12 protein-coding genes are annotated in these 15811 nt (G+C 70.8%); 4 read left to right on the top strand and 8 right to left on the bottom strand.

Annotated elements, in window-relative coordinates; all coding sequences use genetic code 11:
- Positions 1–224: 224 nt before the first annotated feature.
- Positions 225–926 carry a ribonuclease HII gene (locus G3I53_RS02885; RefSeq protein WP_164334272.1) on the bottom strand — a complete coding sequence of 234 codons (702 nt, stop codon included), beginning with the start codon at positions 924–926 and terminating at the stop codon, positions 225–227.
- Between the two features lie 81 nt (positions 927–1007).
- Positions 1008–1631, bottom strand: coding sequence for a TetR/AcrR family transcriptional regulator (locus tag G3I53_RS02880; RefSeq protein ID WP_164334273.1), 624 nt, complete (start codon positions 1629–1631; stop codon positions 1008–1010).
- 188 nt (positions 1632–1819) lie between these two features.
- Here G3I53_RS02880 and G3I53_RS02875 point away from each other — a divergent pair, with 188 nt between their 5' ends.
- The gene (locus G3I53_RS02875; RefSeq protein ID WP_164334274.1) at positions 1820–3367 is read left to right on the top strand and encodes an MFS transporter; all 1548 of its coding nucleotides are present in this window, start codon (positions 1820–1822) and stop codon (positions 3365–3367) included.
- Positions 3368–3698: 331 nt separating this feature from the next.
- Here the strand turns inward: G3I53_RS02875 and G3I53_RS02870 are convergent, their stop codons facing one another.
- The 3 genes from G3I53_RS02870 to G3I53_RS02860 form a co-directional block, all read right to left on the bottom strand.
- Positions 3699–4610, bottom strand: coding sequence for an ADP-ribosylglycohydrolase family protein (locus G3I53_RS02870; protein ID WP_164437988.1), 912 nt, complete (start codon positions 4608–4610; stop codon positions 3699–3701).
- 12 nt (positions 4611–4622) lie between these two features.
- Entirely contained in the window at positions 4623–5282 is a 660-nt protein-coding gene (locus G3I53_RS02865) for a histidine phosphatase family protein (RefSeq protein ID WP_164333158.1), read from the bottom strand.
- Between the two features lie 128 nt (positions 5283–5410).
- The gene (locus tag G3I53_RS02860) at positions 5411–6016 is read right to left on the bottom strand and encodes a YdbC family protein (RefSeq protein WP_164333157.1); all 606 of its coding nucleotides are present in this window, start codon (positions 6014–6016) and stop codon (positions 5411–5413) included.
- A gap of 167 nt (positions 6017–6183) precedes the next feature.
- On the opposite strand from G3I53_RS02860, the gene G3I53_RS02855 reads away from it, so the two are divergent.
- Positions 6184–6714 (top strand): TerD family protein, encoded by a 531-nt coding sequence (locus G3I53_RS02855; RefSeq protein ID WP_164333156.1) that lies wholly within the window; start codon positions 6184–6186, stop codon positions 6712–6714.
- Positions 6715–6826: 112 nt separating this feature from the next.
- Here the strand turns inward: G3I53_RS02855 and G3I53_RS02850 are convergent, their stop codons facing one another.
- Together G3I53_RS02850 and nrdR are read right to left on the bottom strand one after the other, a co-directional pair.
- Complete coding sequence (locus G3I53_RS02850; RefSeq protein ID WP_164333155.1) at positions 6827–9727, bottom strand: vitamin B12-dependent ribonucleotide reductase; 2901 nt, start codon at positions 9725–9727, stop codon at positions 6827–6829.
- A gap of 167 nt (positions 9728–9894) precedes the next feature.
- Positions 9895–10470, bottom strand: coding sequence for a transcriptional regulator NrdR (nrdR, locus tag G3I53_RS02845; protein WP_164333154.1), 576 nt, complete (start codon positions 10468–10470; stop codon positions 9895–9897).
- Between the two features lie 615 nt (positions 10471–11085).
- Between nrdR and lexA the strand changes: the two genes are divergently transcribed.
- Positions 11086–11865: a transcriptional repressor LexA gene (gene lexA / locus G3I53_RS02840; protein WP_164333153.1), complete on the top strand. Its 780-nt coding sequence runs from the start codon at positions 11086–11088 to the stop codon at positions 11863–11865.
- Between the two features lie 220 nt (positions 11866–12085).
- Here the strand turns inward: lexA and G3I53_RS02835 are convergent, their stop codons facing one another.
- Entirely contained in the window at positions 12086–14134 is a 2049-nt protein-coding gene (locus tag G3I53_RS02835; RefSeq protein ID WP_164333152.1) for an ATP-dependent DNA helicase, read from the bottom strand.
- 364 nt (positions 14135–14498) lie between these two features.
- On the opposite strand from G3I53_RS02835, the gene G3I53_RS02830 reads away from it, so the two are divergent.
- Entirely contained in the window at positions 14499–15719 is a 1221-nt protein-coding gene (locus tag G3I53_RS02830) for a hypothetical protein (protein WP_164333151.1), read from the top strand.
- The last annotated feature ends 92 nt before the right edge of the window (positions 15720–15811 follow it).

Raw genomic sequence — 15811 nt, 5'->3', positions numbered from 1 at the left:
GGACCGGTGCGGTCCGGGGCGGCCGGGACGCGGCGGAGCCGCGGGGCGGGGACCGGGTACGGGGCGGGGGGTCGGCGCGGTGCGGCCGCTGGCCGGCGTGACGCGGGGACCCTGGGCACTCTCGTGAATCTGAGGCTCCTCGGGAATGAGAGGCATGGGCTGTTTTTTATCAAACGTTGGCACGGTGCGCGCCGCCGGGTGGCACATGAGTGCGAACGGAGCGGTCAGAACTCGAAGCCGAGCTGACCGTCGATCGCCGGAACGCTTCCGTCCGTCCAGGTGCGGACCTTCTTGAGGTGCCGCCACTGGGGCAGCGCATCAAGATACGCCCACGACATCCGGTGGTACGGGGTGGGTCCCCGGACCTCCAGAGCGGCCTTGTGCACGGGCGACGGATACCCGGCGTTGTCCGCAAAACCGAAGTCTGCATGGTCGGTGCCCAGTTCGGCCATCATTTTGTCGCGCTGAACCTTGGCGATCACCGACGCCGCCGCGACCGCCACGCACGACTGGTCGCCCTTGATGACCGTGCGGACCTTCCAGGGCGAGCCGAGGTAGTTGTGCTTGCCGTCCAGGATCACCGCGTCGGGGCGCACCGGCAGCGAGTCCAGTGCGCGGACCGCCGCCAGGCGCAGGGCCGCGGTCATCCCCATGTCGTCTATCTCCTCGGGCGACGCGTGCCCGAGGGCGTACGACGTGACCCAGGTCCGCAGCGTCTCGGCGAGTTCCGTGCGCCGCTTGACGGTGAGGAGCTTGGAGTCGGTGAGCCCTTCGGGGGGCCGGCGCAGACCGGTGATCGCCGCGCAGACGGTGACCGGCCCGGCCCACGCACCGCGCCCCACCTCGTCGACACCTGCAATGATCTTCGCCCCGGTCGTGGCGCGGAGTGAGCGCTCGACGGCGTGGGTGGGTGGTTCGTACGGCATGGCGCCCTTAGCGTACGCCGCCCGCCGCACGCCGCGACACCCCGGCCCCCCCTGTGGCCCGCGGGCTCTGCCGCCGCCCGGTCAGGAAGCGTCCGGGCGGAGCAGCGGAACCATCAACTGGTCGATCATCTCCTCCAGATCGCGGTCCGCCCATTCACTCGCGCACATCTTGGTGCGGTACATCATCATCGCCGGAATGGCGTCGCACACATAGCCGTTGGCCGCGTCGGGTCGCACCTCTCCCCGCTGGATTCCCCGCTCGATCACCTCGCGCAGCATCCTGAGCGTCGGCTCGACGAGCCCTTCGACGATCACGGCATGGAAGCGGTCGGCCTGCGAGGTGTCGCATTCGTGAATGACCGCGCGCAGGGCGTACCCCGGCCGGGAGAACATCGCGTCGCGTGTGCGGATGCAGAGCGCCAGCAGGTCGTCCCGCACGCTCCCGAGGTCCGGCACCTCGCCGAGGGGCGGCAGTCCGGCGCACAGGGCGTCGGCCACCAGGTCCTCCTTGGAGGGCCAGCGGCGGTAGACGGCGGCCTTGCCGGTCTGGGCCGCGGCGGCGACGCCCTCCATGGTCAGGCCGTTCCATCCGACCGTACTCAGCTGGTCCAGGGCGGCGTCGAGGATCGCGCGTTCCAGGACCGCGCCGCGGCGACGGGAACCGGTGGTCCGGGGCTGGGCCTCGGCCCAGCTCGAAGTGTCCATCTGACTCTCTCCAACGAGCAGTGGAAGCGGGCATTCCGGGGATGGGGGGCGTGCCGCGCGGCATCGACGGGGGACATGCCGGACGGCGACGCGTCGAGTGAACGCTTGCGTTCACTGTCGGGGAACTCCTACGGTTGAGCTCAACAGTGAACGCAAGCGTTCACTGAACCACGTGTGGGGGACCCATAGTGACAACCTCTCCATTGCTCCAGGACCGGAAGCCGGGTGCGGCCCGCCGGGGCGGACCCCCCGGCATCGCGCTCACCGTCATCGCGGCCTGCCAATTGATGGTGGTACTCGATGTGACGATTGTGAACATCGCGCTGCCGCACATCCAGACCGCGCTCGAATTCAGCACCACCGATCTGACCTGGGTGGTCAGTGCCTACACGCTCACCTTCGGCGGCCTGCTGCTGCTCGGCGGCCGGGCGGGGGACATCCTGGGCCGCCGCCGCGTCTTCATGACCGGCATCCTGCTGTTCACCTTCGCCTCGCTGCTCGGCGGGCTCGCCCAGGAGCCCTGGCAGCTGCTGGTCGCCCGCGTCCTCCAGGGGGCGGGCGGTGCCATCGCCTCGCCCACCGCGCTGGCGCTCGTCACCACCACCTTTCCCGAGGGGCCGGAGCGAAACCGGGCCTTCGGCGTCTTCGCCGCCGTCTCCGCCGGTGGCGGTGCCATCGGCCTGCTCGCCGGCGGCATGCTGACCGAGTGGCTCGACTGGCGGTGGGTGCTGTTCGTCAACGTGCCGATCGGTGTGCTGATCGCCGTGCTCGCACCGCTGTACATCAACGAGTCCGAACGCCAGACCGGCCGCTTCGACGTCGCCGGCGCCGTCACCTCGACCGCCGGTATGGCCTCGCTCGTCTACGGCTTCATCCGGGCGGCGGACGAGGGCTGGCAGGACGGCCTGACGATCGGCTCCTTCGTCGCGGCCGCGATCCTGCTGGTGTCCTTCGCGTTCATCGAGTCCCGGGCCAGGGAACCGATCACCCCGCTGCGCATGTTCGCCGACCGCAACCGCTCGGGCACGTATGTGATCATGCTCAGCCTCTCCGCTGCGATGTTCGGCATGTTCTTCTACATCGTGCTCTTCGTGCAGAACGTGCTCGGCTACAGCCCGATCGCGGCCGGCCTGGCCTTCCTGCCGGTCACCGTGGTGATCGCGGTCGGGGCGGGACTGTCGCAGCGGTTCCTGCCCGTGTTCGGGCCCAAGCCGTTCATGCTCGTCGGGTCGACGCTGGCGGCCCTCGGGCTGGCCTGGCTGACCCTGATCACCTCCGACAGCTCCTACGCCGGCGGCATCCTCGGCCCCATGCTCGTCTTCGGCCTCGGTATGGGCCTGAACTTCGTGACCCTGACGCTCACCGCGGTCTCGGGTGTGGCCCAGCACGAGGCGGGAGCGGCGTCCGGACTGCTCAACGCCATGCAGCAGGTGGGCGGTTCCGTGGGCCTGGCCCTCCTGACCACGGTGTTCGGCACGGCAAGCCGGGACGAGGCGAAGCAGCAGATTCCGCGCTTCCTCTCCGAGGCGCCGCCGGAACAGCAGGCGGAGTTCGCCCGGACGCAGCAGCTTCCGGCGCCCTGGGGCCACGAAGTGCTCAGCCAGGGCATCTCGTCGGCCTTCGTGCCCGCCGCGGCGATGGCCGTGCTGGCCCTGGCCACCGCGTGGTTCGTCATCCGCGTCCGCAGGAGCGACCTGGAGGCCCTGTCCGGGTCGGCCGGGCCGGGCATCGGCTGACCTGCCTCCGCCGAAAGCCGGGCCCGGCAGGTCCCCGGCCTCCCGCACGGAGGCCGGCGGGCCGCCGGGTCCGCCGCGTCGCACCCGACGCCCGGGCCATCGCACACCGCTCGGAACGGCCGACGGACCGAGCGGGGCACGCAGGGCGGGCGGGGCATGCGGGGCAAGTGGGACGGCCGGAGCGCGCGCCACACCGATCAGCATCTCCACCACCCCGGAATCTCCTGTGCCTGCCCGTCGCCGTCGCCCGCCGCCAGTCGGCACGATGCGTGCGGCGGATGTCCTCACAACGTCCGGGCGGTCACACAGAGTTCCCGGCGGGTACGGAGTGTCAGGAGACCGGGATGTCCAGCCAGTCCGGCAGCGCCTCGGCGTGGTCCGCCCACGCGGCGGGCGGTGCTCCCGCCTTCCCCGCGGCGACCACACCGCCCACGATGGCGCACGTGGTGTCGACGTCGCCGCCGACCTGCGCGGTCGTCCAGAACGCCCGCTCGTAGTCGCCCAGGGCACGGGCGGCCGACCAGAGCGCGAAGGGCACCGTGTCGTGGGCCGTCGTGCGCCGGCCGCAGCCGAGGACGGCGGCGACGGTGGCCGCGTCGTCGTAGTCGAGCATGTCCCGGGCCCGGCGCAGCCCCGCGCCGACCGCACTGCGGGCCGGCACCAGCCCGATCACCCCGTCCAGCAGGGCCTGCGCTCCCGGCGGCGCACCGGACCCGGCCACGAGGGCCGCCGCGGCGGCGACCGCCATCGCGCCGACCACGGCCTCCCGGTGCTGGTGGGTCGGGTAGGCGGAGATCTCCGCCTGGTGGGTGGCCTGCTCCGGGTCGTCCGCGTACCAGGCGCCCAGCGGGGCGATCCGCATCGCGGCGCCGTTGCCCCAGGAGCCGTGACCGTTGAACAGCGCGGCGGCCGGCTCACGCCAGTCGGCGCCCTCGCGGACCAGGCGCAGGAGCCGGCTCGCCGTGCGGCCGTAGTCCCGGTCGGTGTCGTGGCGCTCGGCGAAGGAGTGGGCCAGGGCGTCCTGGTCGATCCGCTGGTGCGAGGCGAGGACGGCGACGACGGAGCAGGCCATCTCGGTGTCGTCGGTCCACCGCCAGGGGGCCGGCGGCAGGGTCCGGCTCTTGAGCAGGGGGTAGTTCGCCGGCACGGAGAACTGCGCGCCCAGTGCGTCTCCGACCGACAGTCCGCGCAGGCTGGCCAGGGTGCGCTCCAGGCGCACGGCGGGAGAGGAGTCAGCGGTCATCGCCCAGCCACTCTATCCGGTGATCCCGTACGGCTCGGGGTCCCGCCACCGTTCAAAGGGCCGGTCGAGGGTGTACTTGCCGTTCTCCCCCAGAACGAGCATGCGCATCTCCGCGTTCCCCGGATTGGACAGCGACTCGAACTCCGCCACCGTCCAGTGGAACCAGCGCATGCAGAACAGCCGCATCGCCAGGCCGTGCGTCACGATCAGCACATTCGGCGGATGCTGCGGGTCCTCGAAGCTGCGGAACAGGCTCTCCAGGAAGCCGCCGACGCGGTCGTAGACGTCGGCCCCGGACTCGCCCTGGGCGAAGCGGTAGTAGAAGTGGCCGTAGGCGTCCCGGTAGGCCTTCTGCAGACGCACGTCGTCGCGGTTCTGCCAGTTGCCCCAGTCCTGCTCGCGCAGCCGGGGCTCCTCGCGGACGCGTATGAGTGCCGGGTCGAGCCCGAAGTTCTGCAGGGTCTGGTGGGTGCGCCGGTACGGGGAGACGTACACGCTGACCCGCTCGCCGTCGAAGACGTCGCGCAAGCGCTTACCCGTCTCCTGCGCCTGGCGCCGGCCCTTCTCGGTGAGGGCCAGCGCGTGGTCGGGTTCGCGCTCGTAGACGGAGTCGTCAGCGTTGCCCGTTGATTCACCGTGCCGGACGAGGACGATGCGCCGTGGTCGTGCCATGCTCAAGACCCTAGATCGGGTGACTTCCGGGCGAGCACCCGAGTGACCTCATACCGCGCAGGTCACACACTTCCCGCACGACGGATCACGCCCGCCCGCGCCCCGGGGCGTCCGGAACGCCCCCGACCTCACACCGTCCAGGTCGACTCCATGTCCACGACATCGCCGGTCAGGGCGGCCACGTCCGCCTCGGTCTGCGCCCGCAGGGCGAGCCGCTCCACCCGCTCGGTGCGGTACTTGCCGTGCTCGGCGGCCGAGCGCCACATCGACAGCACCAGGAACTCGTTGCCGGGCGCCTCACCGAACATGCCGCGGATCATGCCGGGCGATCCGGCCATGGCCGGGTTCCACACCTTCTCCTGCATCAGCACATAGTGCTCCGCCCGCTCCTCGTGGACCCGGCACAGCGCCACGCGCAGCAGGTCGGCGTCCGTGAAGCGCGGTTCGAAGCCGGTCTTCACGTCGAAGCGGTAGTCGAAGAGCCTGACCTGGGCGTCCTTGAACGTGCCCGACTGGGCCGTGGCGAGCCGGTCGTGGGAGCGCGCCATGAAGGAGTCGTAGAAGGCACGGCTCTCCCAGAAGGAGAACACGTGCGCCACATCCGGCCGAACCCGGCTCCAGCCTCCGCCCTGCCCGCGAAATCCCGGCTCCCCCAGAAGCCCCGCCCACTTCCGCTGCCCCCGCTCGAACCCGCGGCGGTCCACCACGGTGCAGCGAATCCACTTGACCAGCACCGCGCCATGGTAAGGCCCGCACGCGTGGCCTTGGTCACTCTCGTACGGACTGGTGACGGGCACGCGCACCGCCGTGCGTGGCAGGATGGACAACCCGCCGCATCCGCCCGGCGGTTGGGACGCGCGCTCTGGTCGGCGGGCGGACGGTCACGGGGAAGAGGAGACTGGTGAGCAGCCTCAACAAGGGCTACGGCAGGATCGAGATCTCGCTGAAGTGGGACCCCAGTCCGTCGGGGGAACCCGCCACGGACCTGGACATCATCGCCGCCCCCTACCCGGCGACTGATCCGTACGGCGATCCGGCCTACGTGGTGCACCCCGACAGCCGCTCCCCCGACGGCACCATCACCGTCGACCGGGACAGCACCGACGGGCAGGGCCTCGGCTACGACGAGATCATGACCGTGGAACTGGACCGGGTGCACGAGCAGTACGCGCGGGTCGTCGTCGGCATCGTGATCCAGCAGCAGAGCCCCCGGACCTTCGCCCGGGTGATCCGTCCCGGCCTGCGCATCCGCGAGGGGTACACGGTGCTCTCCGAGACCGACTTCTCGGGCGTACCCGACGCCACGGCGGCCGTGGTCGCCGAGTTCCGCCGGGAGGGCACCGGCCCCTGGGAGGCCGACTTCGCCATCCGTGGGTTCGACGAGGACCCCGTGAACTTCGCCCGCGTCATGGGAGCGGCCCGCCGGCCGTGACCAAGGCCGCGGGTCCGCCACGACGGAGCCCGTGTCCACGCCGAGGGGCGGTGGAGCCGTGTCACCGGCTCCACCGCCCCTTGAAGCAGTCACGCCTCAGCGGCGCCCGACGTCAGCTGCAGCCGCTGGTCGAGCCGCAGCCCTCGCAGATGTAGCAGGAACCGGCGCGCTGCATCTTCGTGCCGCAGGAGAAGCACAGCGGGGCGTCGGCCTGGATGCCCAGCTGCATCTCCACCAGCTCGGCGCTGGTGTGGGCCTGCTGCGGGGCCGGCTTGGCCGCTTCGGCCTCGGCCTTCGGCAGGGCGACCGACTTCAGCTCCTGGGCGCGCGGGGCCGACTGGGCCAGACCTTCGACGTCGACCTCGTCGTCGTCGAGGGACTGCTCGTAGGACCCCGTCTCCAGGTGGCGCTGGCGCTCCTCGGCGGAGTGGATGCCGAGCGCGGAGCGCGTCTCGAAGGGCAGGAAGTCCAGCGCCAGGCGGCGGAAGATGTAGTCGACGATCGACTGCGCCATCCGCACGTCCGGGTCGTCCGTCATACCGGCCGGCTCGAAGCGCATGTTGGTGAACTTCGAGACGTACGTCTCCAGCGGCACGCCGTACTGGAGGCCGACGGAGACCGCGATGGAGAAGGCGTCCATCATGCCCGCGAGGGTCGAGCCCTGCTTGGACATCTTCAGGAAGACCTCGCCGAGACCGTCGTCCGGGTAGGAATTGGCGGTCATGTAGCCCTCGGCGCCACCGACGGTGAACGACGTGGTGATGCCGGGGCGGCCCTTCGGCAGACGCTTGCGGACCGGGCGGTACTCGACCACCTTCTCGACCGCGGCACGGATCGTGTCCTCGGTCTTCTCGGTGATCTCGGCCTTCTCCGCGTCCTTGGTCTTGGCCGAGAGCGGCTGGCCGACCTTGCAGTTGTCGCGGTAGATCGCGAGCGCCTTGACACCCAGCTTCCAGGCCTCGTAGTAGATCTCCTCGACCTCTTCGACGGTCGCCGACTCCGGCATGTTGACCGTCTTGGAGATGGCGCCGGAGATCCACGGCTGGATCGCGGCCATCATGCGGACGTGGCCCATCGGGGAGATGGCACGCTCGCCCATGGCGCAGTCGAACACCTCGTAGTGCTCCTGCTTGAGACCGGGGGCGTCGATCACATTGCCGTTGTCGGCGATGTGGGCGACGATCGCCTCGATCTGCTCCTCCTGGTAGCCCAGGCGGCGCAGGGCCTGCGGCACGGTGCCGTTGACGATCTGCATAGAGCCGCCGCCGACCAGCTTCTTGAACTTGACCAGCGCGAGGTCCGGCTCGACACCGGTGGTGTCGCAGGACATCGCCAGGCCGATGGTGCCGGTGGGGGCGAGCACGGACGCCTGCGAGTTGCGGAAGCCGTTCTTCTCGCCGAGGCGCAGGACGTCCTGCCAGGCCTCGGTCGCGGCGGCCCACACCGGGGTGTCCAGGTCGTCCATGCGGACGGCGGTGCCGTTGGCGTCGGAGTGCTGCTTCATGACGCGCTTGTGGGCGTCCGCGTTGCGGGCGTAGCCGTCGTACGGGCCGACGACCGCGGCGAGTTCGGCGGAGCGCCGGTAGGCGGTGCCGGTCATCAGGGAGGTGATGGCACCGGCGAGCGCCCGGCCGCCGTCGGAGTCGTAGGCGTGGCCGGTGGCCATCAGCAGGGCGCCGAGGTTGGCGTAGCCGATGCCGAGCTGGCGGAACGCGCGCGTGTTCTCGCCGATCTTCTGGGTCGGGAAGTCGGCGAAGCAGATCGAGATGTCCATCGCGGTGATGACCAGCTCGACGACCTTCTGGAAGCGCTCGGTCTCGAAGGTCTGGTTGCCCTTGCCGTCGTCCTTGAGGAACTTCATCAGGTTCAGCGAGGCGAGGTTGCAGGACGTGTTGTCCAGGTGCATGTACTCGCTGCACGGGTTCGACGCGGTGATCCGGCCGGACTCGGGGCAGGTGTGCCAGTTGTTGATCGTGTCGTCGTACTGGATGCCGGGGTCGGCGCAGGCCCAGGCGGCCTCGGCGATCTTGCGGAAGAGCGCCTTGGCGTCGACGTCCTCGATGACCTCGCCGGTCATCCGGGCACGGAGGCCGAAACGGCCGCCCGCCTCGACGGCCTTCATGAACTCGTCGTTCACGCGGACCGAGTTGTTGGCGTTCTGGTACTGGACGGACGTGATGTCGTCGCCGCCCAGGTCCATGTCGAAACCGGCGTCCCGCAGGACGCGGATCTTCTCCTCCTCCTTGACCTTGGTCTCGATGAAGTCCTCGATGTCCGGGTGGTCCACGTCGAGGACGACCATCTTGGCGGCCCGGCGGGTGGCGCCGCCGGACTTGATGGTGCCGGCGGAGGCGTCGGCGCCGCGCATGAAAGAGACCGGGCCGGAGGCGTTGCCGCCGGAGGACAGCAGTTCCTTGGAGGAACGGATCCGGGAGAGGTTCAGGCCGGCTCCGGAGCCGCCCTTGAAGATCATGCCCTCTTCCTTGTACCAGTCGAGGATCGACTCCATGGAGTCGTCGACGGACAGGATGAAGCAGGCGGACACCTGCTGGGGCTGCGGCGTGCCCACGTTGAACCAGACCGGGCTGTTGAAGCTGAAGATCTGGTGCAGGAGGGCGTACGCCAGTTCGTGCTCGAAGATCTCCGCGTCGGCGGGCGACGCGAAGTACTTGTGGTCCTCGCCGGCCTTCCGGTACGTCTTCACGATGCGGTCGATCAGCTGCTTGAGGCTGGTCTCGCGCTGCGGGGTGCCCACGGCACCCCGGAAGTACTTGCTGGTGACGATGTTGACCGCGTTCACCGACCAGAAGTCGGGGAACTCCACGCCGCGCTGCTCGAAGTTCACCGAGCCGTCGCGCCAGTTGGTCATCACGACGTCACGGCGCTCCCAGGCCACCTCGTCGTAGGGGTGGACGCCGGGGGTGGTGTGAACGCGCTCGACCCGCAGCCCCTTGCTGGTCTTGCCGCTCTTGGCGCGGGAACTCCGTGCCGGACCGCTCGCCGTCTCTGTCATGCCGCCTCCCTGTACGGGCGAAAACGCCCTGAAGTGCCCCGATGTTCCCGTGGCACGGTGTTCTGTCTGGTGCTGCGGGCACCACTCGCCTCGCCCGCAACCGGTTCTTCTCCCCCGCCGCCGACCGGCCGGTCCCCGGGGCCGACGTCCCAGGCCCGGCCCTGTCGTCAGCCGGTGGCGTGGGCGGGCTGGGGGACCTCGCCGGTCCCGCCGGACCCGCTGTCGTCTTCCTGGCTCCCCGCGACCGCTCCCTCGCGGTCACCGCCGTCCCCGCTCTCCCCGCCGTCCCCGGCGGGATGTTCCGCCTGCCTGAGCTCCGCGATCGCCGCCTCGAAGTCCTCGAGCGAGTCGAAGGCCCGGTAGACGGAGGCGAACCGCAGGTAGGCGACGAGGTCGAGCTCCTGCAACGGGCCGAGTATGGCCAGCCCCACGTCATGGGTGGTCAGCTCGGCGCTTCCGGTGGCGCGCACCGCCTCCTCGACCCGCTGGCCGAGCTGGGCCAGCGCGTCCTCGGTGACCGGCCGTCCCTGGCACGCCTTGCGCACGCCGTTGATGACCTTGGTGCGGCTGAAGGGCTCGGTGACCCCGGACCGCTTGACCACCATGAGCGAGCACGTCTCCACGGTCGTGAAACGACGGGAGCAGTCGGGGCACTGGCGGCGCCTGCGGATGGACGTGCCGTCGTCCGTCGTACGGCTGTCGACGACACGGCTGTCGGGGTGCCTGCAGAAGGGGCAGTGCATGAAATCCCAACCCTCCTCACAGCAGACACAATGGCCTCGCCAGGCCACTCGGGCCCCACGAAGCGACTCCAGCATAGGCGATCTCCGAGGCTCCGAAGACCCGGGGGACCACAACTTCTGGGCCGCTGGAGCAATCCAACCACTAGATGTGGGGATTGGCTCATACATACACGCCGTGCACGCGTTTCGCCTTCCGCCCCGTCGGCAGCACACGTGTGCCCCTTGTCGCGCTCCGCACACGGGGGAACGGTGCGGGTCCGCGATGGAGGGGCCGTGCGATTTCTGGAGGTGCCGTGGGCTCCCTGGAGGGCTCGTGCGACTCCTGAAGAGGTCCTGGCGGGACTCGTGCGACTCCTGGAGGGAGAGGGGCCCGCTCCCGGGAGGGCGGGAGGCCTGATGGCAGACTGGGGCCACGCCGGGCGGGACGGGGTCACCGCCTCGGCGGCGAGAGTACAGCAATGATCCCGTTTGTCCGACAGGCAGCGCGGCAGCCAATACACCTCGACTCGAAATCGCGTGCCACAATTCGCGATTTTTCACTCGAACGTGTGTTTGGCGCAACCTTTCGAAAGCAACTACCGTTGTGCTGCAGGGAGACCATCGAGAGGGGCCGACGTGACCACCACCGCAGACAGTGCCACCATCACTGCCCAGGACCGCCCCCAGGGCCGGCCCGAGCCGGTGCATGTGATGAACGAAGCCGCGAATCCCGAGACGCACAAGCGCTCCCTGCCGGGCCGGCCTCCCGGCATCCGGGCGGACAGCTCCGGGCTCACCGACCGCCAGCGCCGGGTCATCGAAGTCATCAGGGACTCCGTGCAGCGGCGCGGCTATCCGCCGTCCATGCGTGAGATCGGCCAGGCGGTCGGCCTCTCCAGCACCTCCTCCGTGGCCCATCAGCTGATGGCCCTGGAGCGCAAGGGCTTCCTGCGCCGCGACCCGCACCGCCCCCGCGCCTACGAGGTCCGCGGCTCCGACCAGGCGGCCTCCGTCCAGCCCACGGACACCACCGGCAAGCCTGCCGCGTCCTACGTGCCGCTGGTCGGCCGCATCGCCGCCGGTGGCCCGATCCTCGCCGAGGAGTCCGTCGAGGACGTGTTCCCCCTCCCCCGGCAGCTCGTCGGCGACGGTGAACTGTTCGTCCTCAAGGTCGTCGGTGACTCGATGATCGAGGCCGCCATCTGTGACGGCGACTGGGTCACGGTCCGCCGCCAGCCCGTGGCGGAGAACGGCGACATCGTCGCCGCCATGCTCGACGGCGAGGCCACCGTCAAGCGCTTCAAGCGCGAGGACGGCCACGTCTGGCTGCTCCCGCACAACGCGGCGTACGAGCCGATCCCCGGCGACGACGCGACCATCCTCGGCAAGGTGGTGGCCGTTCTCCGGCGCGTCTGAGCCTGCGCGGGGCCGCCGCCGTCATCGCCGCCGCCCCGCCCTCGACCGGGCCCCGGGACCCCTGCGCCGGTTCCGGGGTCCTGCTCTGTCCCGGCTTCCTCCCCGGGTGCGCCGTCGGCGTGCGACGACCGAACGCCTGCCTGCGCCGACCCCGGTGCCGGAGCGTCCCTTGATCGCGGGTTAGCCTGTCGCGGGCCCGCGACAGGCTAACCCGCGATCACTACGCCTCCGACGCCGTGCCCGTCTCCGCCTCGGCCCGCCGGGCGGCCGCGTCGATCGCGGCCAGCGACTTCCTGACCTGATGACGGTCCGTGGTGTACCAGAAGTCGGGCAGTGACGCCTTCAGATAGCTCCCGTAGCGCGCCGTCGCCAGCCGCTGGTCGAGCACCGCCACGACACCGCGGTCCCCCGAGGCCCGGACGAGACGGCCCGCGCCCTGGGCCATCAGCAGCGCGGCGTGCGTCGCCGCCACCGCCATGAAGCCGTTGCCGCCCGCCTCCTCCACGGCCTTCTGCCGGGCACTCATCAGCGGGTCGTCCGGGCGCGGGAAGGGGATCTTGTCCATCACCACGAGCTGGCAGCTCGGCCCCGGCACATCGACGCCCTGCCACAGCGACAACGTGCCGAAGAGACAGGTCCGGGGGTCGGCCGCGAAGTTCTTGATCAGCTCGCCGAGCGTCTCCTCGCCCTGGAGGAGGATGGGGAACTCCGGGATACGGGACCGCAGCTCCTCGGCGGCGAGCTGAGCGGCCCGCATCGAGGAGAACAGCCCCAGGGTGCGGCCACCCGCCGCCTGGATCAGTTCGGTCAGCTCGTCGAGCATGTCGGCGCGGTCGCCGTCACGGGCCGGGCGCGCCAGGTGCCGGGCGACGTACAGGATGCCCTGCCGCGGATAGTCGAACGGCGAGCCGACGTCGACGCCCTTCCACTCCGGCAGGTCGTCGCCGGTACTGCCCTCGGGGCCGAGGCCCAGGGAGGCCGCCACGCCGTTGAAGTCGCCCCCCAGTTTCAGGGTCGCGGAGGTGAGGATCACCGAGCGCTCCGTGAAGAGCTTCTCCCGCAGCAGCCCGGAGACGGACATCGGCGCGACACGCAGGGAGGCACCGGCCTGGCGGTAGGAGCTGCCGCCGCGCGGCTCGTGGCGCTCGTACCAGACGACGTCCCATTCGGACCCGTTGGTGATCCGCTCGGCCACGTCGTGCACGCTCTCCACCGAGGCCAGGGCCTGCTTGCGGACCGCGTCCTCGTCCTGCACGGACTTGTCCCGGGTGCCGCCGATCGCGGAGATCACCGTCCGGCAGGCGTCGCGCAGCGCCATCAGCGCGTAGCCGAGGTCCTCGGGGATCTCCTCGAGCCGGCCCGGGAGGGCCAGTTCCATCAGCCGCTCGAAGCCCTCGGCGGCGGTCTGGAGCTGGTCGGCGGCCTTCTCGTTGACCAGCTTCGCGGCGCGGCGCACGGCACGGTTCACCTGGCCCGGGGTGAGCTCCCCGGTGGCCACGCCGGTCACCCGGGACACCAGCTCGTGGGCCTCGTCGACGATCAGCACCTCGTGCTGCGGCAGGACCGGGGCGCCCTCGATCGCGTCGATCGCGAGGAGGGCGTGGTTGGTGACGACGACCTCGGCCAGCTTGGCGCGCTCCCGGGCCATCTCGGCGAAGCACTCCGCGCCGTAGGCGCACTTGGTGGCCCCCAGGCACTCCCGGGACGACACCGACACCTGGGACCAGGCCCGGTCGGACACGCCGGGGGTGAGGTCGTCGCGGTCGCCGGTCTCCGTGTCGTCGGACCAGTCGCGCAGCCGCAGCAGGTCCTGCCCCAGCTTGCTGGTCGGGGCGGCGGCCTCGAACTGGTCGAAGAGTCCCTCCTCCTCGTCCTGCGGCATGCCCTCGTGGAGCCGGTGCAGGCAGAGGTAGTTCGACCGGCCCTTGAGCATGGCGAACTCGGGGCGGCGGCGCAGCAGCGGGTGCAGTGCCTCCACCGTGCGCGGCAGGTCCCGCTCCACGAGCTGCCGCTGGAGGGCCAGGGTGGCCGTCGCCACGACCACTCTCCCCCAGCCCTCGGCCGACGGGGTCCCCATCCCGTGCGCGAGCGCGGGCACCAGGTAGCCGAGTGACTTACCGGTGCCGGTGCCGGCCTGGACCAGCAGATGGGAGTTGTCGTCGATCGCCTCGGCGACGGATTCGGCCATGGTCACCTGGCCGGGGCGCTCCGTGCCGCCGACGGCGGTGACGGCGGCATGCAGGAGTTCGGGGAGTGAGGGCTTCGTCATAGCGCGACCACCCTACGGCCCGGCACTGACAAACGGGCGGTCACGCCGGTGCCGAGCGGTGCGATCACGTCGACGGCTGCCTTCCCCGTCCCCGGCGCGACGGCACCGCCGCCTGCCCGGCCCGGGTGGGGGATGCAGCCCGCGGCCTCCCTCCGTTCCAACCCGTGACCGCTCCGGGGGTTACGGGTTGCCCCAAGATCCTTGCCGTGACGGAACCGTTGCCGTTCCGTCGGAAGTCCCCCACAGCAACCGCATAGTGTGTGGTGCCGTCCCAGGACCGTCGGTCCGGCCGGGGCCCGACCGGGTCCGGAGCCGGGAGCACGGCCTGCGCGCCACGTTCGTCCACACCAGGGGGAGTCAGATCATGCGATCCACACGGCCGTCGTCCACCGTCCGCGGAGGGGGGAGGCCGCGCCGCAGAACCTCCCCCGTCCTGTCCGCCGTGGCGCTCGCCTCGGCGCTCGTCCTCACCGCCACCGCCTGCGACTCGGGGGACGCGGACGCGAGCGCCGAGCCCTCGGCGACCGCCGCGTCGGACGACGGCAAGCTGCGGATCCCGGACGACATCCGGGACCGGCTGAAGGAACACGGGATCGACATCGACAAGTGGCGGGACGGCGCCTGGAAGGACTGGAGCAAGGACGACTGGCTGCGCGAGGCCAACGACTTCATCAACCCGATCATCGAGGACCTGTGGGACCCGGACCGCATGCGGGACGCGGAGGAGCCGGACCAGGGCGTCGACGAGGGCGACCTCGACGGTGACCAGGGCGTGACCGACCCGACGCCGCAGCCGGTGCAGGCGGAGGCCGTGCCGCCGTCGTACCACGCCAACGCCCCCACGGCGGGCAAGGTCTTCTTCGACTCCCCCGAGGGCACGATGGTGTGCTCGGCGACGGTGGTCAAGGACCCGGCCAACCCGGGCAAGTCCAACATGGTGTGGACCGCCGGCCACTGCGTGCACGCCGGCAAGAAGGGCGGCTGGTACCGCAACATCGCCTTCGTGCCGTCCTACAACGATGCGGGCATGCCGACCAAGGAGCTGGAGGGTGCCGCCAAGGAGGAGGTCGCCCCGTACGGCGTCTGGTGGGGCGACTGGGCCCAGACCTCGGACCAGTGGATCGAGCAGGGCGGCTCCACGGGTGGTGACGGTGCCGCGTACGACTTCGCCGTGATCCATGTGACGCCGGAGAAGGGCGGCAACGGCAAGTCGCTGGAGGAGACGGTCGGTTCGGCGCTGCCGGTGGACTTCAAGGCCCCCGCGGTGCCGCAGATGAAGAGCGTGACCGCGATCGGCTACCCGGCCGCGCCGCCGTACGACGGCCAGACGCTGTACCGCTGCCAGGACCGGCCGGGACGGCTGTCCATCGAGGCGTCGGACCCGACGATGTACCGCATCGGGTGCAGCATGACCGCCGGTTCGTCCGGCGGCGGCTGGGTCGCGACCGGTTCGGACGGCAAGCCGGCGCTGGTGTCCAACACGTCCATCGGCCCGGTGACATCGGGCTGGCTGGCCGGCCCGCGGCTGGGTGACGAGGCCAAGGGCGTCTACGACGCGGTCAGCGAGAAGTTCGCCGGGCGGTGACCCGGCTGCCGTGCCCGCGTGCCGACGCGCACGCGGGCACGGCCAGGTACGGCGGTACGGCGCACGCGGCGCACTGAACCCGCGCGCGCCCG

This window comes from Streptomyces sp. SID14436, assembly GCF_010548465.1.
Taxonomy (GTDB): Bacteria; Actinomycetota; Actinomycetes; order Streptomycetales; family Streptomycetaceae; genus Streptomyces.
Note: the sequence above shows the minus strand (reverse complement) of the source record. Positions and strands in the feature narration are given on the sequence as shown.